The 26,342-nt window shown below is 67.6% G+C and carries 26 protein-coding genes; 9 read left to right on the forward strand and 17 right to left on the reverse strand.

Going from position 1 to position 26,342, the window contains the following annotated elements; all coding sequences use genetic code 11:
- Positions 1-112: 112 nt before the first annotated feature.
- The 3 genes from AC1DNG_RS10950 to AC1DNG_RS10960 all read right to left on the reverse strand — a co-directional run bounded on the left by AC1DNG_RS10950 (position 113) and on the right by AC1DNG_RS10960 (position 3,283).
- Entirely contained in the window at positions 113-577 is a 465-nt protein-coding gene (locus AC1DNG_RS10950) for a MarR family winged helix-turn-helix transcriptional regulator (protein WP_476856598.1), read from the reverse strand.
- 275 nt (positions 578-852) lie between these two features.
- On the reverse strand, positions 853-2,052 hold the full coding sequence (locus tag AC1DNG_RS10955) for an amidohydrolase (protein ID WP_476849117.1): 1,200 nt from the start codon (positions 2,050-2,052) through the stop codon (positions 853-855).
- A 97-nt stretch (positions 2,053-2,149) separates the two neighbouring features.
- Positions 2,150-3,283, reverse strand: coding sequence for a mannose-1-phosphate guanylyltransferase (locus AC1DNG_RS10960; RefSeq protein WP_026537818.1), 1,134 nt, complete (start codon positions 3,281-3,283; stop codon positions 2,150-2,152).
- A gap of 267 nt (positions 3,284-3,550) precedes the next feature.
- Between AC1DNG_RS10960 and sdhC the strand changes: the two genes are divergently transcribed.
- From sdhC to AC1DNG_RS10985, 5 genes are all read left to right on the forward strand, one after another.
- Positions 3,551-3,931 carry a succinate dehydrogenase, cytochrome b556 subunit gene (gene sdhC / locus AC1DNG_RS10965; protein ID WP_079553238.1) on the forward strand — a complete coding sequence of 127 codons (381 nt, stop codon included), beginning with the start codon at positions 3,551-3,553 and terminating at the stop codon, positions 3,929-3,931.
- 3 nt (positions 3,932-3,934) lie between these two features.
- Positions 3,935-4,399, forward strand: a complete 465-nt coding sequence (locus AC1DNG_RS10970) for a succinate dehydrogenase hydrophobic membrane anchor subunit (RefSeq protein WP_476849118.1) — start codon at positions 3,935-3,937, stop codon at positions 4,397-4,399.
- Positions 4,400-4,590: 191 nt separating this feature from the next.
- The gene (sdhA, locus tag AC1DNG_RS10975; protein ID WP_476849119.1) at positions 4,591-6,390 is read left to right on the forward strand and encodes a succinate dehydrogenase flavoprotein subunit; all 1,800 of its coding nucleotides are present in this window, start codon (positions 4,591-4,593) and stop codon (positions 6,388-6,390) included.
- 1 nt (position 6,391) lies between these two features.
- On the forward strand, positions 6,392-7,174 hold the full coding sequence (locus AC1DNG_RS10980; protein ID WP_026537821.1) for a succinate dehydrogenase iron-sulfur subunit: 783 nt from the start codon (positions 6,392-6,394) through the stop codon (positions 7,172-7,174).
- Positions 7,175-7,308: 134 nt separating this feature from the next.
- A complete protein-coding gene (locus AC1DNG_RS10985; protein ID WP_476887328.1) occupies positions 7,309-8,073 on the forward strand; it encodes an alpha/beta hydrolase family protein in 765 nt (254 codons plus the stop codon).
- Here the strand turns inward: AC1DNG_RS10985 and AC1DNG_RS10990 are convergent.
- The 11 genes from AC1DNG_RS10990 to glyA all read right to left on the reverse strand — a co-directional run bounded on the left by AC1DNG_RS10990 (position 8,036) and on the right by glyA (position 17,935).
- Positions 8,036-9,202: a YihY/virulence factor BrkB family protein gene (locus AC1DNG_RS10990; protein WP_476887355.1), complete on the reverse strand. Its 1,167-nt coding sequence runs from the start codon at positions 9,200-9,202 to the stop codon at positions 8,036-8,038. The two genes, AC1DNG_RS10985 and AC1DNG_RS10990, sit on opposite strands and share 38 nt — an antisense overlap.
- A complete protein-coding gene (locus AC1DNG_RS10995) occupies positions 9,147-9,758 on the reverse strand; it encodes a 2'-5' RNA ligase family protein (RefSeq protein WP_476859165.1) in 612 nt (203 codons plus the stop codon). The genes AC1DNG_RS10990 and AC1DNG_RS10995 overlap by 56 nt, the downstream gene beginning before the upstream one ends.
- A gap of 4 nt (positions 9,759-9,762) precedes the next feature.
- The gene (trpS, locus tag AC1DNG_RS11000) at positions 9,763-10,878 is read right to left on the reverse strand and encodes a tryptophan--tRNA ligase (RefSeq protein WP_476859166.1); all 1,116 of its coding nucleotides are present in this window, start codon (positions 10,876-10,878) and stop codon (positions 9,763-9,765) included.
- A 17-nt stretch (positions 10,879-10,895) separates the two neighbouring features.
- On the reverse strand, positions 10,896-11,729 hold the full coding sequence (locus AC1DNG_RS11005; protein WP_476887329.1) for an exodeoxyribonuclease III: 834 nt from the start codon (positions 11,727-11,729) through the stop codon (positions 10,896-10,898).
- Positions 11,730-11,739: 10 nt separating this feature from the next.
- A complete protein-coding gene (locus AC1DNG_RS11010; RefSeq protein WP_476849122.1) occupies positions 11,740-12,309 on the reverse strand; it encodes a hypothetical protein in 570 nt (189 codons plus the stop codon).
- 128 nt (positions 12,310-12,437) lie between these two features.
- The gene (locus tag AC1DNG_RS11015) at positions 12,438-12,794 is read right to left on the reverse strand and encodes a VOC family protein (RefSeq protein ID WP_476887330.1); all 357 of its coding nucleotides are present in this window, start codon (positions 12,792-12,794) and stop codon (positions 12,438-12,440) included.
- A gap of 24 nt (positions 12,795-12,818) precedes the next feature.
- Positions 12,819-13,667: an ABC transporter permease gene (locus AC1DNG_RS11020; RefSeq protein WP_079553256.1), complete on the reverse strand. Its 849-nt coding sequence runs from the start codon at positions 13,665-13,667 to the stop codon at positions 12,819-12,821.
- A complete protein-coding gene (locus AC1DNG_RS11025) occupies positions 13,664-14,542 on the reverse strand; it encodes an ABC transporter permease (RefSeq protein ID WP_476856646.1) in 879 nt (292 codons plus the stop codon). Before AC1DNG_RS11025 ends, AC1DNG_RS11020 begins: the two co-directional genes overlap by 4 nt.
- 10 nt (positions 14,543-14,552) lie before the next feature.
- On the reverse strand, positions 14,553-15,530 hold the full coding sequence (locus AC1DNG_RS11030) for an ABC transporter ATP-binding protein (protein ID WP_043436284.1): 978 nt from the start codon (positions 15,528-15,530) through the stop codon (positions 14,553-14,555).
- Positions 15,531-15,712: 182 nt separating this feature from the next.
- Complete coding sequence (locus AC1DNG_RS11035) at positions 15,713-16,633, reverse strand: bifunctional methylenetetrahydrofolate dehydrogenase/methenyltetrahydrofolate cyclohydrolase (protein ID WP_476856601.1); 921 nt, start codon at positions 16,631-16,633, stop codon at positions 15,713-15,715.
- Positions 16,634-16,636: 3 nt separating this feature from the next.
- Complete coding sequence (glyA, locus tag AC1DNG_RS11040; RefSeq protein ID WP_476887331.1) at positions 16,637-17,935, reverse strand: serine hydroxymethyltransferase; 1,299 nt, start codon at positions 17,933-17,935, stop codon at positions 16,637-16,639.
- A gap of 313 nt (positions 17,936-18,248) precedes the next feature.
- Here glyA and purU point away from each other — a divergent pair, with 313 nt between their 5' ends.
- From purU to AC1DNG_RS11055, 3 genes are all read left to right on the forward strand, one after another.
- Positions 18,249-19,109: a formyltetrahydrofolate deformylase gene (purU, locus tag AC1DNG_RS11045; RefSeq protein ID WP_476856602.1), complete on the forward strand. Its 861-nt coding sequence runs from the start codon at positions 18,249-18,251 to the stop codon at positions 19,107-19,109.
- 21 nt (positions 19,110-19,130) lie between these two features.
- The gene (locus AC1DNG_RS11050) at positions 19,131-19,610 is read left to right on the forward strand and encodes a methyltransferase domain-containing protein (RefSeq protein WP_476856603.1); all 480 of its coding nucleotides are present in this window, start codon (positions 19,131-19,133) and stop codon (positions 19,608-19,610) included.
- 104 nt (positions 19,611-19,714) lie between these two features.
- A complete protein-coding gene (locus AC1DNG_RS11055) occupies positions 19,715-20,236 on the forward strand; it encodes a gamma carbonic anhydrase family protein (protein WP_223914204.1) in 522 nt (173 codons plus the stop codon).
- 27 nt (positions 20,237-20,263) lie between these two features.
- On the opposite strand, the gene AC1DNG_RS11060 is transcribed toward AC1DNG_RS11055, so the two are convergent.
- On the reverse strand, positions 20,264-21,961 hold the full coding sequence (locus tag AC1DNG_RS11060; RefSeq protein WP_476887332.1) for a flavin monoamine oxidase family protein: 1,698 nt from the start codon (positions 21,959-21,961) through the stop codon (positions 20,264-20,266).
- A complete protein-coding gene (locus tag AC1DNG_RS11065) occupies positions 21,958-23,496 on the reverse strand; it encodes an amino acid permease (RefSeq protein ID WP_223914206.1) in 1,539 nt (512 codons plus the stop codon). Before AC1DNG_RS11065 ends, AC1DNG_RS11060 begins: the two co-directional genes overlap by 4 nt.
- A 111-nt stretch (positions 23,497-23,607) precedes the next feature.
- On the opposite strand from AC1DNG_RS11065, the gene AC1DNG_RS11070 reads away from it, so the two are divergent.
- Entirely contained in the window at positions 23,608-25,413 is a 1,806-nt protein-coding gene (locus AC1DNG_RS11070) for a PucR family transcriptional regulator (protein WP_476887333.1), read from the forward strand.
- Here AC1DNG_RS11070 and AC1DNG_RS11075 read toward each other — a convergent pair.
- A complete protein-coding gene (locus AC1DNG_RS11075; RefSeq protein WP_476887356.1) occupies positions 25,392-26,198 on the reverse strand; it encodes a nitrilase-related carbon-nitrogen hydrolase in 807 nt (268 codons plus the stop codon). The genes AC1DNG_RS11070 and AC1DNG_RS11075 overlap by 22 nt on opposite strands.
- Positions 26,199-26,342 lie beyond the last annotated feature (144 nt).

The raw sequence follows: 26,342 nt of genomic DNA on the forward strand, positions 1-26,342 counted from the left end.
GCCTGCGGAGTCGCCGTAAACTTCCGGCGAGCTGGCACGCCTCCCGCGATTTCGACGTCGGCCGTGGGGGCCTGGGAAGGGTGGTGGAGGGGGAAGGGCTTAAGGGAAGGGCTTAGTGGGAGGCGTGGAGCGCGTTCGTCAGCCGGCCCAGGGTGTCGCGGAGCTGGTCCAGTTCCGCGGCGGTGAGCCCGGCGGCGTCCGCCAGGCGCTGCGGGATGCCGCTGGCCTTGGCGCTCAGGGCGGCGCCGGCGCCGGTCAGGAAGATCTCCACGCGGCGCTCGTCCTCGGCGGAGCGGCGGCGCTGGACGAGTCCGAGCGCTTCGAGCCGCTTGAGCAGCGGCGAGAGCGTGCCGGAGTCCAGGCCCAGCTCCTCCCCCAGTTCACGCACGCTGCGCGGCTCCGCTTCCCAGAGCACCAGCATGGCGAGGTACTGCGGGTAGGTCAGGCCGAGCTCCTCGAGCATGGGCCGGTAGGCGGCCGTGGCGGCACGTGAGGCAGAGTACATCGCAAAACACACCTGCCGGTTCAGGCGGAGCGCTTCCGGGCCGTCCGTGCGGGCCTCTTCTGACGTGGTCATGACTCCACCGTACCGCACAATTTAGTTGCGTGCAATTCAGTTGTGCACAACTGAATTGCGGAGCAGGAACCGGCATCGACGTAGAAGGGGCCGCCGCGGCACGATTCCCCGTCGCTGCCGCCGAGTTTCCCCACGTTTGACGGGTGCCGACGGCGTGTCGGCCCGCACCGCCGGCGTGTCCCGGCGTCGTGCCGGAATAGGTGGGGAAACTCCGTGCGGCGGTCCTGGCCGGGTGCAGCAGGGCGGGCCCGGTGTAGAAGCCCGGGCGGAACGGCTTACAGGTCGCGGATGGTGCGCAGGGCCGCCGCCGTGAGCACCTGGATGCCCAGGCCCAGCGCCCGCTCATCGACGATGTAGTCGCCGCGGTGAAGGTCGTATTCTTCCCCGCCTGGCGTCTTCGTGCCGAGGCGCATCATGGCGCCGGGGGTGTCGGCCAGGAACCAGGCAAAGTCTTCCCCGCCCATGGACTGCGGGGTCAGGACCACGGCGCCCTCGCCGATTTCGGCGCGGGCCGCGGCCTCGATCAGCGCGGTCTCGTGCTCGGAGTTGACCACCGGCGGCACGCCGCGGGTGTGTTCCAGGTGGACATCGACGCCGTACGGCTCGGCGACCTGCCGGATGATGTCGTCGAGCAGCTCGCCGGCGTCGTGCCAGGCGTCGCGGTCCAGGCAGCGCATGGTGCCGGCCATGTAGCCGCTGCCCGGGATGGCGTTCGGGGCCGAGCCCGCGGAAATCTGCCCCCAGACCACGGACACGCCGCTGCGGACATCGACGCGGCGCGAGAGCACTGCGGGAACGTTGACCGCGATCTGCGCCAAGGCGAAAACCAGCTCCTCGGTCAGGTGCGGGCGCGAGGTGTGGCCGCCGCGGCCGGAGAGTTCAATCTTGATGGTGTCCGAGGCGGAGGTGATCGCCCCGATCCGGGTGCCGATCTTGCCGATCTCGATCCGGGGGTCGCAGTGCAGCGCCAGGATGCGCGGCACGCCTTCCAGGACACCCTGTTCGATGCACGAGGTGGCGCCGCCGGGCATGGTTTCCTCGGCCGGCTGGAAGATGATCCGGACGGTCCCGCTCAGCGGGGACGCCTCGTGCATGCGCTGCAGGACCAGCGCGATCCCAAGCATGGTGGCAGTGTGGACGTCGTGGCCGCAGGCATGGGTCACGCCGTGGTTCTTCGAGGCGAACTCAAGGCCAGTTTCCTCGATGATCGGCAGGGCATCGATATCCCCGCGCAGTGCGGTGGCGATGGGACCCTGCCCGACGTCGACCGTCAGGCCAGTGCCCTCGAGGCGGCGCGGCTTGAGCCCGGCTTCCTCGAGCCGTTTCGCCAGCTTATCGGTGGTGCGGAACTCCTTGAACGAAAGTTCCGGATGCGCATGGAGGTCGCGGCGGAAAGCGATCAGCTCCGGCAGGAGGGGCTCCAGCCACGGCCCCACGAGAGTCGTGGGCTCAGCTTCAGTCGAATAGTTGCGCACGGAATAACTCTATCGAGCGGCCAAAGAATAGCGGCATCGGGTACGGCGCGTTACGGATTGCTGAACATTGCACAGGCCGTGATCCGCTCCCCTCCGCCTACAGGACGTCGGTGTCGCCCTTGGCCTTGATGGCATCCACGGCCTGCTTGACCCGCTGCGAGTGTTCCTTGGTGGTGACCAGCAGGGCGTCCGGGGTGTCAACGATCACGACGTCCTTGATGCCGATCAGGGCGATCACCCGCTTGGTATCGGAGACCACCACGCCGCTCGCGTTCTCGGTGAAGACGCGTGCGCCCTCGCCCAGGACCGTGACCTCGTCGACTTCCTTGGCGCTGTTGAGCCGGCCCACGGAGGCGAAGTCCCCGACGTCGTCCCAGAGGAACGTTCCGGGCACCACGGCGACGTCGCCGGCGGCGGCGGCGGGCTCGGCGACGGCGTAGTCAATGGCGATCTTGGGCAGCGTGGGCCACACCCGGGCAGTGACGGCGTCGCGCTCCGGAGTGTCCCAGGCCTTGGCGATCTCCTGGAGTCCGGCGAAGAGCTCGGGCTGGTTGGCTTCGAGGTGCTTGAGCATCAGCGAGACCGGGGCCACGAACATGCCCGCGTTCCAGACATATTCGCCGCTGTCGACGTACTCCTGGGCCACTTCCTCGCTGGGCTTCTCCACGAACTCCACCACGGACTGCGCACTGGGCGCGTCCGGGATGTGGAGGTTCGCGCCGGAACGGATATAGCCGAATCCGGTGGAGGGATGGGTCGGCTTGATGCCGATGGTGACGATCTTCCCCGCGGCCGCGGTGTAGACGGCTTCACGGACGGCGTCCTGGAAGAGGTCGTCCGGGCTGATGACCTGGTCCGCGGCGAACGAGCCCATGATGATGTCCGGGTCCCGCTCGTGCAGGATGGCCGCGGCGAGGCCGATCGCAGCACCGGAGTCCTTGGGTTCGCTCTCCAGGACCAAGTCGGCTTCCAGGACCTCAGGCAGCTGGCGGCAGACGGCTGCCCTGTGGGCGGAGCCGGTCACCACCAGCACGTGCTTGCCGGCGACGGGCTGGAGGCGGTCATAGGTCGCGCGCAGCAGAGTACTGCCCGAACCGGTGAGGTCGTGAAGGAATTTCGGGGCCGCTGCCCGTGACAGGGGCCAGAGGCGGGTCCCCACCCCGCCCGCCGGAATAACCGCAATAAAACGGTCCAGCGGTGAATCCTGGCTTGTCACTTTGTCTGTAGTCATCACGGCTACTTTAGCCGACGGCGGCCAATTCGGTCCGAATTGGGCCGGGATCAGGCCCTGCCGGCGCCTGCGACCACGGCCAAATGTGGCGTTCGTCTCAAAACAAACGCAAAACCGCGCCGGGGCCTGTCAACAAGGAGTTCCCAAATTGAATAAGCTGTGAGCGAAGCCTAGATTTAGGCTTGAGCTTACGAGTGCTCTCGCAGCAGGCGTTCCCCCCGCGTGGATCCCATGCCAGCGCCGCTGTGTTGCAGGGAGGTTTATTCAGTGCCGACAAAACCAGCTGGCACCTTGTACCGCGGCCGTGAAGGCATGTGGTCCTGGGTTGGACACCGCATTACCGGTGTAGTGATTTTCTTCTTCTTGTTGGTCCACGTGCTGGACACCTCATTGGTGCGTGTGTCCCCCGAGGCCTACACCGCAGTGATTGGTGCCTACAAGAACCCCCTCATGGCCCTGGGTGAAACGGGCCTTGTCGCGGCGATCGTGTTCCACGCCTTCAACGGCCTGCGGATCATCGCCGTCGACTTCTGGAAGAAGGGTGCCAAGTACCAGCGTCAGATGCTCTGGACGGTCCTGGGCCTCTGGGTCGTCGTCATGGTCGGCTTCTCCATCCGCCACCTGTCCCTCGCCCTTGGAGGTCACTAAGCCATGACTGCAACCATTCAGAGTCCACGCAGTGGAAAGATCCAGCCCAAGTACCGCCGCACTGGCGGTTCCAAGGGCAACTTCGAGATGCTCGCCTGGCTCTTCATGCGCCTCTCCGGCGTCGTGCTGGTGGTGCTGATCTTCGGCCACCTGACGGTGAACCTGCTGGTCGGCGAGGGCATCCACGCGATCGACTTCGGCTTTGTGGCCGGCAAGTGGGCCGACCCGTTCTGGCAGTTCTGGGACCTGGCCATGCTGTGGCTCGCCATGCTGCACGGCACCAACGGCGTCCGCACGATCATCAATGACTACGCCGAGAAGGACGCAACGCGCCTTTGGCTGAAGATTGTGCTCTATGCGGCCACCACGGTCATCATCATCCTGGGCACCCTGGTCATCTTCACGTTCAATCCGTGCCCCGTGGCCAACGGCGTCCAGCTTCCCGGCGGTTTCTGCCCCGCGCCTTAGGGCGCAGCCGATACGACTCAGCCGTAGCGGCGGAACCGCCGCGGACAGCAGCCCGTCCGGGCAGGAATCCGCGGTCCGTCACGGCAACTGATCTTGCCTGCCGAACGCAGGCGCAGATTGCACGAGACTTCACCGGGCAGGCGCGGCCTGCCGGTGGTTTATAGCGAATTTTGAGAGAAAGAGCGTCTGGTATGCAGGTCCATAAGTACGACGTCGTGATCGTCGGTGCCGGTGGCGCCGGAATGCGCGCGGCGATCGAATCAGGTCAGCGCGCCCGAACAGCAGTACTGACCAAGCTCTACCCCACGCGGTCCCACACCGGCGCGGCGCAGGGCGGCATGTGTGCAGCCCTGGCCAACGTCGAGGAAGACAACTGGGAGTGGCACACCTTCGACACCATCAAGGGCGGCGACTACCTGGTTGACCAGGACGCCGCCGAGGTCATGGCGAAGGAAGCGATCGACGCCGTCCTGGACCTGGAAAAGATGGGCCTGCCGTTCAACCGCACGCCCGAGGGCCGCATTGACCAGCGCCGCTTCGGTGGCCACACCCGCGATCACGGCAAGGCACCGGTCCGCCGCGCCTGCTACGCCGCCGACCGCACCGGCCACATGATCCTGCAGACCCTGTACCAGAACTGCGTCAAGCACAACGTCGAGTTCTACAACGAGTACTACGTCCTGGACCTGCTGACCGTCGAAGAGGACGCTGTCCGCGAGGACGGCACGCCGTACAAGCAGAAGCGCGTGGCCGGCGTCGTGTCCTACGACCTCGCCTCCGGCGAGCTGCACGTCTTCCAGGCCAAGTCCGTGGTGTTCGCCTCCGGCGGCGCCGGCAAGGTCTTCAAGACCACCTCCAACGCCCACACCCTGACCGGTGACGGCATGGGCATCGCGTTCCGCCGGGGCATCCCCCTGGAGGACATGGAATTCTTCCAGTTCCACCCGACAGGTCTGGCCGGCCTGGGCATCCTGCTCTCCGAGGCCGCCCGCGGCGAAGGCGCGATCCTGCGCAACTCCGAGGGTGAACGCTTCATGGAGCGCTACGCGCCCACCATCAAGGACCTCGCCCCGCGCGACATCGTGGCCCGCTCCATGGCCAACGAAGTCCGTGAGGGACGAGGCTGCGGCCCGAACAAGGACTACGTCCTCCTGGACCTGACGCACCTTGAGCCTGCACACATCGATGCCAAGCTGCCGGACATCACCGAGTTCGCCCGCACCTACCTGGGTGTGGAGCCGTACACGGAGCCGGTTCCGGTGTTCCCGACGGCCCACTACGCCATGGGCGGCATCCCCACGAACATCAGCGCCGAGGTCCTCCAGGACAACGACACGGTGGTCCCGGGCCTCTACGCCGCCGGCGAGGTCGCCTGCGTCTCCGTCCACGGCTCCAACCGTCTGGGCACCAACTCGCTGCTGGACATCAACGTGTTCGGCAAGCGCGCCGGTATCGCCGCCGCCGAGTATGCCAAAACCGCCGACTTCGTGGAGCTCCCCGTTGACCCGGAGGCCTACACGCTGAACCTGCTGGAGCACGTCCGCACCTCTGACGGCACCGAGAAGGTCGCTGCGATCCGCAAGGAACTGCAGGACACCATGGACGCCAACATGCAGGTGTTCCGCACCGCCGACACGCTGAACCAGGTCCTGAAGGACATTGCCTCCTTCGAGGAGCGGTACCAGCGCATCAGCGTCCAGGACAAGGGCAAGCGCTTCAACCTGGACCTGCTCGAGGCCGTGGAGCTGGGCTTCCTGCTCGAGCTCGCCAAGGTCATGACCGTGGCGGCCCTGCACCGCGAGGAATCCCGCGGCGGCCACTTCCGCGAGGACTTCCCCGAGCGCGACGACGAAAAATTCATGAAGCACTCCATGGCGTACAAGGATGACCACGCCCCGGCGGACGGTTCCGCCGAGTCGATTGCCGGCATCCGGCTTGCCACCAAACCGGTGGTCTTTACGCGCTACGAGCCGATGGTGAGGAAGTACTAAGATGAGCGCTGAACTCGCTGAGCCAGCATCCAAGATCGAACTGCCCGCCGGCGTCGGCGGGGGCGGGGAAATCCCGTCCTTCGACGTCACGCTGCGCGTGCGCCGCTACAACCCCGAGGTCTCCGAGGACGCCACGTGGGATGACTTCAAGGTCACCATGTACGGCACCGACCGTGTCCTGGACGCCCTGCACAAGATCAAGTGGGAGATGGACGGCAGCGTCTCCTTCCGCCGGTCCTGCGCCCACGGCGTCTGCGGCTCCGATGCCATGCGCATCAACGGCCGCAACCGCCTCGCCTGCAAGACCCTGCTGAAGGACCTGGACACGTCCAAACCCATCACGGTCGAGCCCATCAAGGGCCTGCCGGTGGAGAAGGACCTGATCGTGGACATGGAGCCGTTCTTCCAGTCCTTCCGCGAAGTCATGCCGTTCCTGATCAACCGTGGCCACGAGCCCACCAAGGAACGCCTGCAGTCGGCCGAGGACCGCGAACGGTTCGACGACACCACCAAGTGCATCCTGTGCGCCGCGTGCACCTCGTCCTGCCCGGTGTTCTGGACCGACGGGCAGTACTTCGGCCCGGCGGCGATCGTCAACGCGCACCGCTTCATCTTCGATTCCCGTGATGACGCCGGCGACATGCGCCTGGAGATCCTCAACGACAAGGAAGGCGTGTGGCGCTGCCGCACCACCTTCAACTGCACCGAAGCATGCCCCCGCGGCATCCAGGTCACGCAGGCAATCGCTGAGGTCAAGCAGGCCATCCTGTCCCGCAAGGTCTAAGGACCGGTTCCACCGGCCCGCATTACCGGCTTCACCTTCAGTAGTTACCGACGACGGCGCCTCTCACCTTCCGGGTGGGGGCGCCGCCGTCGTTTCCGCCCTCAATGATTCGCCCTCACACGAAAGGGGACACTTTGTCCCACTCAGAAAAAGTCTCGTTCCTGGGTTCCACCGGCGAGCGGCTCTCCGGCGTGCTGGACCTGCCGGAGGGCCCTGTCAAGGGCTGGGGTGTGTTCTCGCACGGCTTCACCCTGGGCAAGGACAGCCCCTCGGCGTCGCGGATGTGCAAGGCCCTGGCGGACAACGGCGTGGGCATGCTCCGGTTCGACAACGTGGGGCTCGGAGAGTCGGCGGGAATGTGGTCGGAGGGGTCCTTCAGCCACAAGGTGGCCGACACCGTCAAGGCCGCCGAATTCATGCGGGACTCAGACCGCCGGGTTTCCCTGCTGGTGGGCCACTCGTTTGGCGGCGCGGCCGTCCTGTCCGCCGCGCGGCAGATCCCGGAGCTTAGGGCCGTGGCCACCGTGGGTGCCCCCTTCTCCCCCAAGCACGTGGCCCACGTCTTTGACGCGGCCCTGGACCGGATCCTGAGCGAGGGAAGCGCCGAGGTGGACCTCGGCGGCAAGCGGGTGGAGATCCGCCGGCACTTCGTCGAGGACCTCGAGAACGCGGACCTGACGGACTGCATCCGGCAGCTGCACAAGCCGCTCATGGTGCTGCACTCCCCCACCGACAATACGGTCGGGATCGAAAACGCCAGCACCATCTTCCAGACGGCACGCCACCCGCGCAGCTTCGTCTCGCTGGAGGGCAGCGACCATCTCCTGACCGGCAAAGGCCAGGCGGCCCGTGCGGCGAAGATTATTTCGGCGTGGGCCGCCCAGTACCTCGACGCCTGAACGCGGCGGCCAGCGGCCTGCGGCGGACCCGCGGCTCTACCGGGGTTTTACCCGGCTGGACGCGCCGGGCACCCCAGCCGGTGGTCGCGGCGGCGGGCCCGGCCTTGAGGTCCTCTTCCCGGATCGCCACCCACGCGGCGCAGATCACGTAGACCTGGCTGACCAGGTTGAACCAGATCAGCAGGCCGATGATGATGGCGAAGGGCGCCAGAATGGGGTTCTTGCCCGCGCTGGCCAGCAGCTGGGTGCTGAAGATCTGCAGGATGGTGGTGCCCACCGCGGCGAGAGTGGTCCCTTCCAGCAGGGAGCGCCGGGCCGGCTTCAGCCCGGCGGCCACCCGGTACATGATCACGGCGGTGCCCCAGCCGAGCAGCAGCGGGACGAGGATCGTGACGGAGGTCGTCAGCGGCCCGGCAACTATCGGTTCGAGGCCCAGCTGCCCGGTAACCCATCCGGCGGCCGTGCCGAAGATCAGCGAGGCGGCGGAGCTGACTATCAGGGCCAGCCCCATCAGCAGCAGCGTGCCGACGTCCTTGAGTATCTGCAGGATCGGATTCATGACCAAAGGGCCGAGCTGCATCATGCTCCGCATACCGTCGCGGATGCCGCTGATCCAGCCCAGGGACGTGAACACCGTCACCACGGCGGCGATCCCGGCGGCCCAACCCAGGCTGGTGGGGTTCAGCAGCGCATAGGGGTCAACCAGCCCCTCGCTGCCGTCGACCTGCAACAGGCCCGGCGCGGCGGCGGCAACACTCCTGATGACCTGGTCCAGCAGGGCCGGGTGGTCGCTGAGCACGAGGCCGGCCAAGGACAAGCCAGTGGCCAACAGGCCCGTGATGGAGAAAAACATCCGGAAGCCGATGCCGGCACTCAACAGCGGGCCACGCTGACGCAGGTAGTGCGAGTATGCGCGCAGGGGCAGCAGCATGTTCAGCCGGGCCAAGAGCCAGTTCATCATCGCGATCAGGGACGCGACCATGCCGCCGCCGGAGCGCCGGGTCCGGCCCCATTCGACCCTCTTGCGGATGACTTCCAGTTTCAGCCCGGCCAGATCGGTGGGGAGCGGCGGCTTATCGGGCGCCTGCGGTGCCGTCCGGGCCTCTGTCGTGGTCAGGTTTGGTCCCAAAATCAAGCTCTTCCCGTAGCTGCCAGATGCCGTTGTCATCGTGCTCGTAAAGTCCCATGCTAGCCACAGGAAACGTGGCCCTGTAATCCTTCAGGACCGTTTCGGCCTCGTCGAGGCTTTCCGGGGCGACATCGTGGGCCACGGTGACGTGCGGGTGGTAGCCGAACGGCAGTTCCCGCTCCAGGGGGCCGGACTGCAGCTGGCGGTGCAGGTTCACGCAGTCCCCGAAGCCGTCCTCTACGTTCAGGAAGACCACCGGGGACACCGGCCGGAAAGACCCGGTCCCTGCGATGGTCACAGTGAAGGGCTGCTGCCGCCGTGCCACGTCCCGGACATGGCGCTGGGTCGCGGCCCAGTCCTTCGTCATGGTGGTGGTGACCAGCGTGATGTGGGCCGGGACGACGGCGGCCATGGGGTCCCCGAAGGATGCCCGCCAGCGCTGGAGCTCCTCAGCGATGTCCGCCGGGAATCTCAGGATCACACCGATGCTGATGCCTTCGCTGCGCTGTCCGTTCGACGTGGCGGCTTTCGCGGTGACTTTGCTGACGGAGGACATTGACCTAGCGGACTCCCTGGGCGCCGGCATAGGGCAGGAAACCCACCTTGGCGTAGACGTCGCGCAGGGTCACCGAGGCAATCTCCCGGGCCTTGTCCGCGCCGAGGCCCAGCAGCCGGTCCAGCTCCGCGGGATCGTCCAGCAGCTCCTTGGCCCGGTTCCGGATCGGGGTCAGGTGCTCCGTGACCACCTCGGCGAGGTCCGCCTTCAGGTGGCCGTACATCTTTCCCTCATAGGCGGTGACGAGGGCGTCGACGCTTTGCCCGGTGATCGAGGAGTAGATGGTCAGCAGGTTGGACACGCCCGGCTTCGCCTCCCGGTCGAACCGGATCTCGGTCTCCGTGTCGGTCACGGCGGACTTGATCCGCTTGGCCGTGACCTTGGGCTCGTCCAGCAGGTTGATCAGCCCTGCCGGCGACTCCGCAGACTTGGACATCTTGGCGGTGGGGTGCTGCAGATCGTAGATCTTCGCGGATTCCTTCTGGATGAAGGGCTGCGGCACTGTGAACGTGTCGCCGAAGCGGGAGTTGAACCGCTGGGCCAGGTCACGGCTGAGTTCCACGTGCTGGCGCTGGTCCTCGCCGACGGGGACACCGTGCGGCTGGTACAGCAGGATGTCGGCTGCCTGCAGGATGGGGTAGGTGAACAGCCCGACGCTGGCGTGGTCGGAACCCTGTTTGTGCGCCTTGTCCTTGAACTGGGTCATCCGGGACGCCTCGCCGAAGCCAGTGATGCAGTTCAGGACCCACGCCAGCTGGGCGTGCTCGGGCACCTGGGACTGGACGAAGAGCGTGCACTTGTCGACGTCGACGCCGCCGGCAATGTACTGCGCGGCGGTGACCCGGGTGCGGTGCGCCAGCTCGGCAGGATCCTGCGGAACGGTGATCGCGTGCAGGTCCGGGATGAAGAAGACGGCGTCGTACTCGTCCTGCATCCGGACCCAGTTCACGAGGGCGCCGAGGTAGTTGCCAAGGTGCAGGGAGTCGGCGGAGGGCTGCATGCCGGAGAGGATGCGGTGCCGGGCCGCGGTGGCCGCAGAGGCGTCCTTCGCGGTGGCAGTCTGAGCGTCGGGGGCGACGCCGGCCTGGGCCACAGTGGTCGCAGTTGAAGTGGTGGTCATTCGTGGAAGCCTTAAGACTAGAGCCGGTAGTCCACTACCAGCGGGGCGTGGTCGGAGAAGCGTGTGTCCCAGGACGCTGCCCGGTCAACAACGGCTGACACTGCGGCAGCAGCGAGAGCGGGCGTGGCCATGTGGTAATCGATGCGCCAGCCGGTGTCGTTGTCGAAGGCCTGGCCCCGTTGCGACCACCAAGTGTAGGGGCCGTCGACGTTACCCGCCAGGCCCCTGTGAACATCCTTCCAGCCGATTTCCTCGCCGAAGAAGCGGTCAAAATAGGCCCGCTCTTCCGGCAGGAAACCGGCACGTTTGACGTTGCCCTTCCAGTTCCTGATGTCCAGCTCCGTGTGGCCGACGTTGAGGTCGCCCACCACCAGCGCGTGGTCACTGTGCTTGGCGAGTTCGGGCAGCCGCTGGATCATGACGTCGAGGAAACGGAATTTGTCGTCCTGCTTGGGTGTGCCGGCCTCGCCCGAGTGCACGTAGGCGCTCACGACGGTCAGCTGTGAAGCCTGCCCGTCCGCGTCCCGCACGATGTAGTCCGCCTCGACCCAGCGTCCGGCCGTGGCGAAGAAGTCATCGCCGATCCCCACCCGGGTGGCCAGGGGCTCTTCCCGGGAGGCAATGGCAACGCCGGCCCGGCCCTTGGCCTCGGCCTCGGCGTGGAGAATGTACCAGCCCTCGCCGAGCAGTTCCTCGACGATCGCGTCCGGCGCGCGGACCTCCTGGAGGCACAGGATGTCCACCTCGCGCGGCTCAAGCCACTCCGCCATGCCCTTCTTGTAGGCGGCACGGAGGCCGTTGACGTTGACTGACGCGATGCGAAGGTGGTCCTTCTTCAATGCCGAGCTCACCCGATCCACTCTAGTCGATGATGGTTCCGCTGACGGGAGCGTCATCGCCGCCCGGGGATTTGATCATGTCCCGCGCGTTGGTGGCGGTGATCTCGATGGTCTCCAGGGCGCGGCTGATCGTGTCGCGGTCCGCCGCCTCGCCCTTCGCCCGCTCCTGCTCGACCACCCGGACCTGGACCTGGACGATCTTGAAGGAGTGGTCCAGCTTCATGTCGCGGACGCTGTCCGCTGCGCGGCTTTCGCTCACCACGCGGGTTCCGCCGTGGTCCGCGCTGCCCGCAGCCGGCGGCCGGCCCGCTGCGGCGTTGAACGCGTTCTGGGCCTCGGTCAGCCTGGCCCCGGCCTTCTTGGCGGCCTTCTGGATGCTGAACACGACGAAGGAGGCCAGCGCCAGCCAGAAGCCGGCGATGATCGCCACGATCCAGCCCACGACGTCGTTCTGGTTGGCCGCGAAGATCACGGCCACCACGAACGCGATGATGAAGACCAGCAGCCCCGGCCCGCTGATGCGGAACATGGAAAACCGGCCGCGGGCCGTTGTGTCGTTGGACGTGGACGAGGAGCTACCCAGAGATTGCATGAGCCCATTATCGCAAACGGGGCCGGCCGCCCGTTCCGCTTCCACCCCGGGCGAACGCCGCCCCCGCGCCCGGCCTGGGTCAGGACCAGCGTTTAGGTCAGGACCAGCGTTTAGGTCAGGACCGGCGTTTAGGTCAGGACCAGGCAGAACGGGTGGCCGCTGGGGTCCGTGTAGACCCGGAAGGTTTCCGTACCGGCGTCGAGGCTGGTAGCGCCGAGCCTGAGCACCTCGGCTTCGGCGGCGTCGAGGTCCCCGACGAGCACGTCCACGTGCATCTGCTGCGGGTGCTCGGCGTCGGGCCACCGCGGGCGGACCAGCCGTTCCACCCGCTGGAAGGCGACGGCGGGACGGTCGGCGGCGTCGCCGATCGAAATCCATTCCTCGTCCTCCTGCACCCGGATCATCCCCAGCAGCTCCTCGTAAAAGCCGGCGAGCTTGTCCGGGTCCTCGCAGTCGATGACGAGGGCCTGCCATTTTCCGATCATGGGGTCTCCTTTTTGGAAGGACGGCTACTTGAGGAACAGTTTGCGCAGCCGGCTCGTGGTGAGCAGGACGCCGAGAGCAATCATGACGAGGTAGTAGCCGATGTGCACGGCGGTGGCCGGGGTGAACACCCCCACGCTGATCTGGCGCAGCAGTTCCACGCCGTGCCACAGCGGCATGGCCTGGATCAGCCACTGGATGGACTGCGGGTAGACGCTGAGCGGGTAGAACGTGGCACTGAAGAGGAACATGGGCAGCATGACGAAGTTGATCCAGTCCATTTGCTGGAACGTCTTCATGTAGCTCGTGATCCCCATGCCGAAGCTCGCGAAGCCGAAGGCGATCAGTACCGAGGCCGGGATCATCAGGATGGCCCACGGCGTGGTGATGAGGCCCATCAGGCCCATGACGGCCGTGAAGCCGGTCGCGTACATGGCCCCGCGCAGCAGGGCGAGGAAGATTTCGCCCATGGCGACATCCAGCGGCCCCAGCGAGGTGTAGAGCATGCCCTGGTACAGCTTGGCGAAGTTCATCTTGAAAAAGACGTTCCACGTGGAGTCGTAGACGGCGCCGTTCATGGCGGACACGGCCAGCAGCGCCGGCGCGATGTACGCGGCGTAGCTGATTTCCTGCCCGCCCGGGCCCTGGACCGACCCGACAATGGCGCCCAGGCCCACGCCCATGGAGATCAGGTACAACACGGGTTCGAAGAACCCGGAGACCATGACCATCCAGTTGCTGCTCTTGGTGGCCATGAGCCCGCGGGCAACGACGGCGCGGACGTTGCGGGAGTAGATGGGCCCGAAGCGGCGGCGGCGCGCGGCTTCGGTGACGCTGTGGTCCCCTGTGTTGAAACTTCCGGTCAGGACGCTCATGAGGCCATCCTTTTGGCGAACTGGCGTTTGGTCAGGATCCAGCCGGCAGCCGCCAGGCCCAGCAGGAAGAGGACGTGGACGACGGTGAGCCACGGCTCTTCCTCGTACCCGTAGCTGACCACGCGGCCAAGCTCGGTTCCGTGCCAGATCGGTGAGATCCAGCCGATCCAGCGGACTGCGAGCGGGAGCGTGTCCAGCGGGAAGAACGTGCCGGAGAACAGGAACAACGGCATGACGATGAACCGCATGACCATGGCGAACTGGCCCTTGTCGTGCTGGATGGTGGCCGCGTAGGCCATGAGCGGCAGGCCGAAGGACAGGCCGGCGAGGGTGGCGATGAGGATCGACACCCAGCCCCAGGCGCCGGGCGAGGCGCCGAAGAGCGCGACGACGGCGAAGTAGATGGCCGACTGCAGCAGGAAGCGCACCGTCACGGCGATGATCTGGCCGCCGGCGATCTGCTCGGGAGTCAGCGGCGAGGCGTGCGGGCCGTAGTAGACGCGCCGCCACTTGAAGCCGTCCATCACGGGGAAGGTGAACTCGTTGGCAGCCGTCATGACGGCGGCCGAGATCAGCAGGGCCGGCGCGATGAACGTCAGATAGCTGACCCCGCCGAAGACGCCGGCGCCGTTGGCCTCGACCAGGGTGGCCAGGCCAACGCCCATCGCGAACAGGTAGGCCACCGGCTGTCCCACCCCGTACATCACGATGGTCCAGCCGTAGCCCTTCATGACCCGCAGGACCTGTTCGGCGTAGTAGAACGCGCCCCAGCGGCGGGCACGGGCGGCCGAGACTTCCGGCGAGTGCGCGCGCAGGGCCGTCCCCGCCGCCGCGGCGCCCGCCGTCGTTCCCGCTGCCTGAATTGGCTTAGTCAGCTGCTCTTTCTTAGTCAACGAGGCTCCTGCCGGTCAGGCGCAGGAAGACGTCTTCGAGTGAGGAGCGGCGGACCAGTGAGGTGACCGGACGCAGGCCGCGGGCGGTGACCTGCTCCAGGGCGGCCTCGCCGTCGTGGGCGTAGATGAGCACCCGGTCCGGCAGGGTTTCCACGCGTTCGCCGATGCCGCCGAGCTCCGCGCCGACGCTCGCGTTGCGTTCCGAGCCGAAGCGCAGTTCCAGGACCTCGCGGGTGGAGTATTCGCGGATCAGGCTGGCCGGCGATCCCTCGGCCATGATCCTGCCCTTGTCCACCACAATCAGCCGGTCGCACAGCTGCTCGGCCTCGTCCATGTAGTGCGTGGTGAGGATCAGGGTGACGCCCTGTTCCTTGAGCCGGAACAGCCGGTCCCAGAGGATGTGCCGGGCCTGCGGGTCAAGGCCGGTCGTCGGCTCGTCCAGCAGCAGGATCCGGGGCTCGTTGATGAGCGAGCGGGCGATTGTCAGGCGCCGCTTCATGCCGCCGGAGAGGGCATCGACCTTGGAGTTGGCCTTGTCGGTGAGCTGGGCGAATTCCAGCAGCTCATCGGCCTTGGGCTTGAGGTAGCTCATGGGCAGGCCGAAATAGCGGCCGTAGACCAGCAGGTTGTCCCGGACTTTCAGTTCCTCGTCCAGGTTGTCCTGCTGCGGCACGACGCCCAGGTGGGCGCGGACCTCCGGCCCGTGCTGTTCGGGGTCCAGGCCCATGATATTCAGGCTGCCGGAGGTGCGTTGCGAGACCCCGCCGATCATCTTCATCGTGGTGGACTTGCCGGCGCCGTTGGGGCCCAGCAGGCCGAACGCTTCCCCGGCGGGAACGCGGAAGGAGATGCCGTCGACGGCGGTGACGTCGCCGTAACGTTTGGTCAGGTTCTCGGCGGTGATGACGTATGGGAGAGCGGCGTCGGAGGGGCTGCTCGCGCGTGATTCTTTAGAGGCAAGTTCGGACACCCGCACTACGGTAGTGGATCCCCGCAAACTATGAAAGAGTCTTTTCGTAAAAACTCCTGACGTATCCGTTCCGTTATGCCGGCTGGCGTTAGAACGTGCGGAATCCTGCGGTGGTTGGGCCCGCCGAAAGCCGGCCCAACCACCGCAGGAGCCTTAGGCGGGCCCGGGCGGCGTTCCTCTGCTCAGCGGTTTTTCTCTGCCCATTGGCGTTCCGCGGTTTCCACCACGTTGGCGAGCAGCATGGCGCGGGTCATGGGCCCCACTCCCCCGGGGTTCGGCGAGAGCCAGGCGGCGACGTCGGCCGCAGCGGGGTCCACGTCGCCGGTGACCACTGCCTTGCCGCTGCCGTCATCGACCCGGCTGACACCGACGTCGAGCACGATCGCCCCGGGCTTGAGGTCCGCGGCCTTGATCATGTGCGGCTGCCCGGCGGCGGCAATCACGACGTCAGCCTGCCGCAGTTCTGCCGGCAGGTCCACCGTTCCGGTGTGGGCCAGGATGACCGTGGCATTGACGTCCTTGCGGGTCAGCAGCAGACCCACGGGACGGCCGATGGTGACGCCGCGGCCCACCACGAGGACGCGTTTGCCGTTCAGGTCGATCCCGTGCCGGGTCAGCAGCTCCACGCAGCCCTTGGGCGTGCACGGCAGCGGGGATTTCATGGGTCCGCTGACGTTGGCCACGAGCCGGCCCAGGTTCATCGGGTGCAGGCCATCGGCGTCCTTCTCGGGATCCATGGCCTCCAGGATGACGTCCTGGTCGATGTGTTTGGGCAGGGGCAGCTGGACGATGTAGCCGGTGCATTCCGGGTTCTCGTTGAGCTCGCGGACCACGGCCAGGAGTTCGTCCTGGCTGGTCTCTTCCGGCAGGTCGCGGCGGATGGAGGTAATGCCCACCTCGGCGCAGTCCTTGTGTTTGCCGCCGACGTACCAGGTGCTCCCGGGATCGGAGCCCACCAGGATGGTGCCCAGCCCGGGCGTGATGCCCTGGGCCTTGAGCACGGCCACGCGCTCGGTCAGCTCGGCCTTGATGGCGGCGGCGGTGGCCTTGCCGTCAAGGATCCGTGCAGTTTCAGCCGTTTTTGCGGTGTGCGAAGAAGTCATGGCCTACCACTGCTCGTGCTGCGGGTACAGCGGGAAATCGGCGGCGAGCTTGTCCACGCGGGCCTGCAGGGGTTCGATCTCCGTGGCAGCTCCGGACTTCAGCGCCGTGGCGATGATGTCCGCCACCTCGGTGAATTCCTCGGCGCCGAAGCCGCGGGTGGCCAGGGCAGGTGTGCCGATGCGCAGGCCGGAGGTGACCATCGGCGGGCGGGGGTCGAACGGCACCGCGTTGCGGTTGACGGTGATGCCGATCGAGTGCAGGAGGTCCTCGGCCTGCTGGCCGTCCAGCTGGGAGTTGCGCAAGTCCACCAGGACCAGGTGCACGTCGGTGCCGCCGGTCAGGACCGAGACGCCCGCGCCGGCGACGTCGGCCTGGCCGAGGCGCTCGGCGATGATCTTGGCGCCTTCGAGCACGCTTTCCTGGCGCTCCTTGAATTCCTCGGTGCCGGCGATCTTGAAGGCCACGGCCTTCGCCGCGATCACGTGCATGAGCGGGCCGCCCTGCTGGCCGGGGAACACGGCGGAGTTAAGCTTCTTGGCCCACTCCTGCTTCGCCAGGATCACGCCGGAGCGCGGACCGGACAGCGTCTTGTGCACGGTGGAGGTCACGACGTCGGAGTACGGCACCGGGCTCGGGTGCAGTCCGGCGGCGACGAGGCCGGCAAAGTGCGCCATGTCGGTCCAGAGCAGGGCGCCGACCTCGTCGGCGATCGAACGGAAGGCCGCGAAATCGAGGTGCCGCGGGTAGGCGGACCAGCCGGCGATGATGACCTGGGGCTTTTCGGCGATGGCCTGCTCACGCAGCTTGTCCATGTCGATGCGGAAGTCATCTTCCTCGACCTGGTAGGCGGCGACGTTGTAGAGCTTCCCGGAGAAGTTCAGCTTCATGCCGTGGGTGAGGTGCCCGCCGTGGGCCAGGGACAGGCCCAGGATTTTGTCGCCGGGAGTGATCATGGCGGCGAGCGCGGCGGCGTTGGCCTGCGCACCGGAGTGCGGCTGCACGTTGGCGTATTCGGCGCCGAAGAGGTCCTTGACGCGGTCGATCGCGAGCTGCTCCGCGACGTCGACGTATTCACACCCGCCGTAGTAGCGGCGTCCCGGGTAGCCCTCGGCGTACTTGTTGGTCAGGACGGAGCCCTGGGCTTCCATCACGGCGCGCGGGGCGAAGTTCTCGGAAGCGATCATTTCCAGGGTGCCGCGCTGGCGGCCAAGTTCCTGGGCAAGGACGGCGGCGATTTCAGGGTCGAGTTCGGCCAGCGGCTGGTTGCTCACGGCGGCTGAGGTGGCGGTGGTAGTAGTCACGAGGAACTCCTGGTTGGCAACGGGTACGGCTATTGGTCAGGCTACCGGCTGGCCCGTTGCGCCGCCCCTTGATTACGGGCCCCTTAACAGCGGGCCGCGACAGCGGCGGCCGGCACCCCGTGCGGGCACCAGCAACGGTGCGGCAGCGGTGATGCTGCCGACCGGTAAGACATGACCCTCGGCCCAGGCGTACGATCCGTGGTCTTCGTGAGTGCCGCTCCCTGATGGTTAGCCATCCAACGCCAGTTGCGACGGGTTAACACTACCAAAACCCTTTCAAAACTGCCCTTGAAGCGCAGGTAGGCTGTTCCTCGTGACTGATGAGAACCTGACTGCCTCCTACATCCTGACTCTTTCCTGCCCTGACCGGCCTGGCATCGTGCACGCCGTCGCCGGGGCCCTCCTGGTGGCGGGCTGCAATATTACAGATTCCCAGCAGTACGGGAGCCAGGGCACGGGCACCTTTTTCATGCGGGTCGAGGCGACGACGGCGGCGGCCCAGGCGGAGCTGCAGGCGGCGCTGGAACCTGTGGCGCAGGCCTTCGGGATGCAGTGGAGCCTCAACCCGGCCGGGCGGAGGGTCCGCACCCTGCTGATGGCCAGCACGTCCGCCCACTGCCTCAACGACTTGCTGTTCCTGCAGCGCTCCGGAACCCTGCCGATCGACATTCCGGCCATCGTGTCCAACCACCGCGACCTCGAGGGTTTGGCGGAGTTCTACGGCATCCCGTTCCACCACATCCCGGTCACCCCGGACACCAAGATCCAGGCCGAGGACGCCCTCCGGGTCCTGATGAAGGAACACGACATCGAGCTCACAGTCCTGGCCCGGTACATGCAGATCATCTCGGACGAGCTCTGCACCGAACTGACGGGCAAGGCCATCAACATCCACCACTCGTTCCTGCCCTCCTTCAAGGGTGCCAAGCCCTACCACCAGGCGCATGCCCGCGGCGTGAAGCTCATCGGCGCCACGGCGCACTACGTCACGGCGGCCCTGGATGAGGGGCCCATCATCGAGCAGGAAGTCATCCGCGTGGACCACCGGCGCACCGCGGAGCAGTTCGTCCAGATGGGCCGCGACGTGGAGGGCCGGACCCTCGCCCAGGCCGTGCAGTGGCATGCCGAGCACCGCGTCCTGCTCGACGGCAACCGGACGGTTGTCTTTAACTAGAAGCGGTCATTAACTGGAGCTATGGAATCCTCCCGCAGGGACCGGCTCGAATCGTTTGTGGCGCTGTTGAAGAACGAGGGCCGGCACGGCGTGCTGGGCCTGGATTGCGGCCCGGGCGCCGACGGGCTGCACTTTGTGCAGTCCGGCATCCATTTCACCGGTGTCGACCAGTCCGAGGAGAACATCCACATCGCCCGATCCCACGGGCTGGAAGCCTCCGTGGCCGGACCGGTCTCCCTGCCGTTCGCCGATGCCGCGTTTGCCTCAGTGTGGGCGGTGGACGCCCTGGCGGGCCTGCCTGCGGAACAGTGGGACGACGTCGTCCGCGAACTCGGGCGGGTGGCGGAACCGGGCGCGCCGATCGCCGTCGTACTCCCCGCACCCGAACCGCGCAGCTCAGGCGACCCGCACACCTCGGCCGACCCGCGCGGCGAGGGCGAGTGGCGTGGCGAGAGCGAGTGGGGCGGCGAGGGCTTCACGGTGCTCCGCTCCCCCGCCTGACCCTCCTTTTCCCGTTGAGCTATCACTTGTGGTGGTTAAACCGCGCCCATGGCAACCAGAACTGATAGCTCAACGGGGCGTGGGGCGTGTCCTAGGCTGGAGGCATGGCTCCCCTCTACGCATTCGCCGGTACCACTCCGGCCGTCCATGACTCCGCCTTCGTCGCGCCCACGGCGTCCGTGATCGGCAACGCCACCCTGGCCGAGAACTCGAGCGCCTTCTACGGCGTGTCAGTCCGCGCCGATACCGCTGCCATCACCGTCGGCGCCGGCAGCAACCTGCAGGACAACGTGGTGCTGCACGCCGACCCCGGCTTCCCCTGCACCGTCGGAGCGCGGGTCAGCGTCGGCCACAGCGCCGTGGTCCACGGCTGCACCGTTGAGGACGACTGCCTGATCGGCATGAGCGCCACCATCCTCAACGGGGCCGTGATCGGCGCCGGGTCCCTCATCGCCGCCGGTGCCGTGGTGCTGGAGGGCACCGTCATCCCGCCCCGCTCGCTGGTGGCCGGCGTTCCGGCCAAGGTCCGGCGCGAGCTCAGCGACGAGGAGTTCGCCGGTGTCCAGCACAACGCCGCCCACTATCAGGAACTGGCACGCGCGCACCGCGAACTTCACAGCGCCTGAGGAGCAGTGCGCCGGGGCCGGCGGCGCTCAGTCCAGGGCGATCGGCCCGAGCTCGGAGAGCAGCTCGCCCGGTCCGGGATTCCCGGCCGGGGTGGAGCCACCGAGGTGGTTGACCACGCCCCAGACGGCGTTGAGCCCAGTGGTGACGGCTCCCTCGGCCCAGCCGGCGGTGAAGGAGACGTCGTCGCCGGCGAGGAAGATCCCGCGCTGTTCGGCCGGCAGCCCGTCCTGTTTGAAGTGCGTGAAGAGCCGTTGCTGGTAGCGGTAGTGTCCCGGCAGGTTGGCTTTGAAGGCGCCCATGAAGTTCGGGTCGGCCTCCCAGGAGACCGTGATCGGCTGCCCCACGATGTGGCTGGCGATATCCACCCCGGGGTAGATCTGCTGCAGCGAGTGCAACATGAGCTCCGCCCGTTCCTCCGCGGTGAGCGAGAGCCACTTCAGCGCGTCGTCGTTCCAGGTGTAGGACAGCAGGATCACGGCCGGCTGGTCCGGGCCGTTGTCCAGCAGGTAGGTGGCACGGTTCAACCGGTCGGTCAGCGTCATGGACAGGACTTCGCGGCCGGTGGCCGGGTCGATGTCCTTCCAGAACGGCCGGTCCACCATGACGAAGGTCTTGGAGGACTGCATGTAGTGGGAGCGCTCGATCGCCGTCCACAGTTCGGCGGGGAACAAGGCCTCGTCCGTGTGGATCCTGGTCGAGAGCAGCCATGACTGGCAGGTGGTCACCACCGCCGGGTAGGCGGATTCGCGACCCCAGCGTTCCCGGATCCGGAAGTCGCCGCCGCCGTCGCGGGCGATGCGGTCCACGGCGCCGCGCGGCGCGCCTGCGTGCAGCGAGGCCAGCGAGGTGCCGTCCGGCCAGTGGGCCATGCCCGACGGCGCGTGCTCCCACAGTGCCTCGGGGAGCCGCTGCGCGCCGCCGTCGATGAGACGGTGCCGGTCATCGGCGTCGGTGTAGACCACGCGAAGGATTTCGAGGATCGAGTTGGGGAAGTCGGTATCCCAGCCGCCCGTGCCGAACCCCACCTGCCCGAAGGCCTCGCGGTGGGCGAATCCGGCTTCCTTGAAGGAGTCGCTGCCGGCGATGAAGCCGTAGAACGTCTGCTCGTCCAGCTGCGGGAGCAGCGCGTTCCACAGTTCCTTGATCTGGGCTGTGTCCCGGGCGCGGATGGCGTCCTGCATCTCGGCGAACGCGGCGCCGTCGTTCACGGCAGCCTTCCACGCGTCCGCCACCTCACGGAAGAACGGCGGGAGGTCCGCGGCGGTCTCGGCATAGTATTTCTGGCCCGCGAGCTCGATCACCGTGCTGGAGGTCGCCGGCGCCAGCGGATTGGGGAAGGCCCGGGTCTGCAGCCCGAGCAGGTCCACGTAGTGGTAGAAGGCCTTGCCGGATTCCGGGAAACGCATTCCGCCGAGGTCCGCCACGATCCCCGGCGCGGACGGGAAACTGGCGGTCCGCAGCCGGCCGCCGATCCTGTCGGCCTCGTAGACAACCGGCCGCAGGCCCAGCTTCATGAGCTCATACGCGGTCACCAGTCCGGACAGTCCGGCACCGACGACGGCGACCTCCGTCCCGTACAGCTCGGGCGGCACCGATCCCAGGCCCTCCGGGTGGGCGAGGTAGTGGTCGTAGCTGAACGGGAAGTCCGGATTCAGCATGGTGATGGGCGCCGCGCCCGATTCAGCAGCGGACCGGGGAGCCGGAAGTTCGGTGGCGATGGTCATGAGATCTCTGCCTTCAGTTCCTGGTGTGTGGTGGTGTTGTCAGGGTGGCGGCTTGATAGGTCAAGGTAGTCCTCGTGGCTCAGCGCAGCCACCCTGGAGTTCTTCCGGCCGTAGCCGAAGTAGGCGGCACAGCCAACGAGCATCCAGGCCCCGAACACCGCCCAGGTCTCGGCGCCGAGGTTGGCCATGAGGTAAGCGCACATGAGGGCGCCGAGAACCGGTGTCAGCGGAAAGAGCGGGACGCGGAAGCTGCGCGTGAGTTCGGGCCGGGTCCGCCGCAGGTAAATGACAGCCACGTTGACCAGGGCGAAGGCGAACAGGGTACCGATGCTGGTCGCGTCCGCGAGGGCACCGAGCGGCACCAGGCCGGCGGTCAGTGCGACGGCGGTGCCCACGATCAGGGTTCCGGCAGCCGGCGTGCCGGTCCGGGCCGAGATCCGGCCGAAGACCTTGGGCACCAGGCCGTCGCGCGACATCGAAAGCAGGATCCGGGTCTGCCCGTACAGCACGGTCAGCACAATGCTGGCGATGGCGAGCACGGCGCCGACGGCGAACACCACGCCAACCCACGGCTGGCCGGTGATTTCCTCAAGGATCTTCACGAGGGCCGCCTCGGTGCCGTCGAACCAGCCCCAGGGGCGCGCGCCGATGGCGGCGACGGCCACAAGCACATAGATGCTGGTGACGATCAGCATGGAGAGCAGGATGGCCCGCGGGAGGTCGCGCTTGGGATTCCGGGCCTCCTCGCCGGCCGTGGAGGCGGCATCGAAGCCGATGTAGGAGAAGAAGACCCGGGAGGCTGCGGCGGAGACGCCGGCGGCGCCCATCGGCATGAGGGGTTCGAAGTGTCCGCCGTTGAAGGCGGTGAAGGCCACGGCGCAGAAGAACAGCAGGATGCCGACCTTGACCAGGACGATCGCCGTGTTGATCCAGGCGCTCTCCTTGGCGCCGCGGACCAACAGCACGGTGGCCAGGGCGACAATCACGATTGCGGGCACGTTCAGCACGCCGCCGGCTCCCGGCGGTTGCGAGATGGCGTCCGGGAGTTCCAGGCCGAAGACCGCCAGGGCCTCGTTGACATACTGGCCCGCACCGACCGCGACGGCGGCCACGGAGACGGCGTATTCGAGCACCAGGCACCAGCCGCAGATCCAGGCCATGCCCTCGCCCATGGTGGCATAGGTGTAGGAGTAGCTGGAACCGGCGGCAGGGACCAGGCCGGCCATCTCCGCGTAGGACACGGCGGAGAGCAGGGCGGCGAAGCCGGCGATGGCGAAGGAGATCCAGATGGCCGGGCCGGCGAGCGGCACCGATTGGCCCAGGATGACCAGGATGCCGGTGCCCAGGGTGGCGCCGACGCTGATCATGGTCAGCTGCAGGACACCGAAGCTGCGGACCAGCCGCGTGCCGCCGTGTCCGGTCTCGGCCTCGCGGACCAGCTGTCCGATCGGCTTGCGGCGCAGGAGCTGGGCGGTGAGCCCGGGACGGCCGGCTTCCGCCGGCGGGCGTTCGCCGATCAGAGTTGGCACAGTCATCATTGACGTCCTTATCTTCAGTAGTGGTCGGTTTCCCGAACCAACCCTAGGCGTGTGAGCCACCTCTCAAGGTTGTGCAAAACGACCTGTAGTCTTCACTCATGAGACTTAATGCACTTGGACTCCGCAGGCCGGGCGGCCGGCACGGGGGCCGCGGCCGTGGCTGCTGAGGACCCGGAGCGGCTCGGCTTCGTCACTCTGGCGCAGTTCCTGGGCCAGTTGCCGGCACTGGCCGTCGTGCACGACGGCGGCAACGGCCAGGAGCGCCTGCGCTGGGTGGAGCCCAGCGAACTGGAAGATCCCACCCCCTACCTGCTCGACGGCGAGTTCCTGCTCACGGCCGGCCTGCCGTTCGTGGGCGGGGGCGGCAGCGAGGAGGCGGTGGACGCTTACGTGCGGCGCCTGGTCCAGGCCCGCGTGGGCGCCCTGGGCTTTGGCCTGGAACCGTACTTCAACGCCGTGCCCGATGCCGTGGTGCGGGCCTGCCGGCAGCACAACCTGACCCTGGTCGCCATCCCGGAGAGCCTCCCGTTCGCCGCGCTGGGACTGGAATTCTCCCGGCTCCTGGAGTCGGACAACGCCAAGACCTTCCGCCAGTTGGCCGACACCAGCCGGCAGCTCATGCGCGCGGTCTTGTCCGCGCGCCCCGAGCACGAACTCCTCGCGGCCCTGGTCCAGCGCGTCCCGGTTTGGGCCGTGCTGGTCGGCGCCGACGGGCGGGTGCGCGCCCGCGGTTCGGGCCCCTCCCCCGGTCCGCGGGCCGCCGGCGCCGCTGCCGGCACCGTGCCGGGAGTTGACTCAGCCGACCTGCAGCCGCTGCTGGCCAGGCTGCTCGCCGGCAGCGGTCCGCGGGTCGAGATGGATTCGTTCGACGCCGCGGGCTCGTCCCTCGTCTTCGGGTATCCGCTGCGCAGCACCCGGGACGCCAACCTCGGCGCGCTCATCCTCGGCACGGACGCCCCGCTGACCCCGGCCCAGAACAGCGTTGTCTCCACCGCGGTCGGGCTGCTGGAACTGCTGGTCCGCCAGCGCATCAGCGGCTCCCTGGCCCCGAGCCAGCTGGCCACGGCGCTGCTGCTGCACCCGGAGAGCGTGGCCTCAGGATCCGCACGGCATGTCAACGGGTTCAAGGACCTGCTGGCCCAAAGCATCTCCTCCACCCGGTCCGGCCAGCTGCGGGTCGTGCAGGGTCTCCGGATTGACGCCGCCCCGGACAGCTCCCGGACCCCGGGCGGACCGGGCGAGGCTCCGGTGCGGGCGCTGCTGGAGTGGCGGCGGCTGTTCGACACCAAACTCGTGGAGCTCACCGAGTACGGCTTTGCCGCCATTACCCGGTTAAAGGTCGACGACGCCCTGCTCGCCGAAGTGGAGCGGCTCGGCTGGCGCCTGGTGATCGGCAGCGGCACCGATTTCGCGAACCTGCCGGAGGCTTACCGGCACGCCGCTTCACTGCGCAACCGCGTTCTCACGAGCCGCCGGAGCGTCCGGGCGGATGACGTGACGTGGTCGGTGGCCGGCCTGCTGGGACCGGCTGCCGGCACCCTGCTGGCGGGCCATCTGCTGGCGCCCCTGCTCGCCCTCGAGCCGGAGCGCCGCGACAGCCTGCTCGGCATCCTGCGGGCCTGGCTGGGCGAAAACGGAAGCTGGGACGCCACGGCAAAGGCCACGGGACTGCATCGAAACAGCGTCCGCCGGCAGATCGGCATCATCGCTGAGTTGCTGGGCCTTGACCTCAACCAGGCCCAGGCGCGCGCGGAACTCTGGATCGCTCTGCAGTACCAGGCCGAGCCTGAGCCGCCCGCCCCGGCCACCGCAGGTCAGGCGTCCGGCGCACCGGCCAGCGCAGGTCAGGCGTCCGGCGCACCGGCCAGCGCAGGTCAGGCGTCGGCTGCCGGTCAGACTCCCCAGGAGCGGTAGACCTCCGGGCGGCGGTCGCGCAGGTAGTCCACGGCGTCCTCGATGCCGTCTGCCGCGGCGCGGCCGGTCTCACCCAGCTCGGCAAACAACAGTTCCGGCCCGGCCCCGGCCGCGGCCAGGACCGAGCCGTCCGGGCCTGCGACCATGCTGCCGCCGCGGAAGTCGCTGTCATCCTCCGAACCGGTGTGATTGGCGTAGGCGACCGTCAGCTGGTTCTCCAGGGCGCGGGCCCGGATCAGCACCTGCGGCACGACGTCGAATCCGCCGGCGAGTGCCGTCGGCACCAGCAGCAGGTCCGCGCCGCGCAGGGCGGCCGCCCGCGCCGACTCGGGAAACTCGATGTCGTAGCAGATGACCAGCGCCGTTTTGTGCCCGTGGAAATCCACGACGCCGGGGGAAGCCGCGGCGGGTGTGAACGCCGCCCGCTCGTCCGGGCCGAACAGGTGCACCTTGTCGTAACTGAGCAGCTCCTCGCCCGCCTCGTCGACCAGGGTGGCGGAAATGTGCCACCCGCCGGCCGGCGTCACCGTGGGCAGGCTGTAGACCAGGGCGATGTCGTTGCGCCGCGCGATGCCGGCCAGGGCTTCCCGGAGCGCGGGCAACCTGCCGGGATCGAACGCCTCCCGCAGCCGCCGCGGCGCGTAGCCCACGGGGAAGAGTTCCGGGGTCACCAGCAGCTGCGCGCCCGCGGCGGACGCCTTACGCGCCGCGGCCTCCACCGCGGCGCAGTTCGCCTCGATGTCCAGCACGGCGGAGTTCGCCTGCATCAGGGCCAGCAGCACCATTACCACCTCACGTTTCCGGACGCCTCCGCGGGTCGCGGCGGGTTCTCCCGACCAGAGTAGCCGTGTCCCGGAACGCGGGGTGTGGTGCAATTCCACCCGGCCAGCGTGCCGGCGGGGCAGAACGTCCTTGCCGCGGAGACGGCG

It is taken from the genome of Arthrobacter sp. 01T425 (assembly GCF_056398725.1).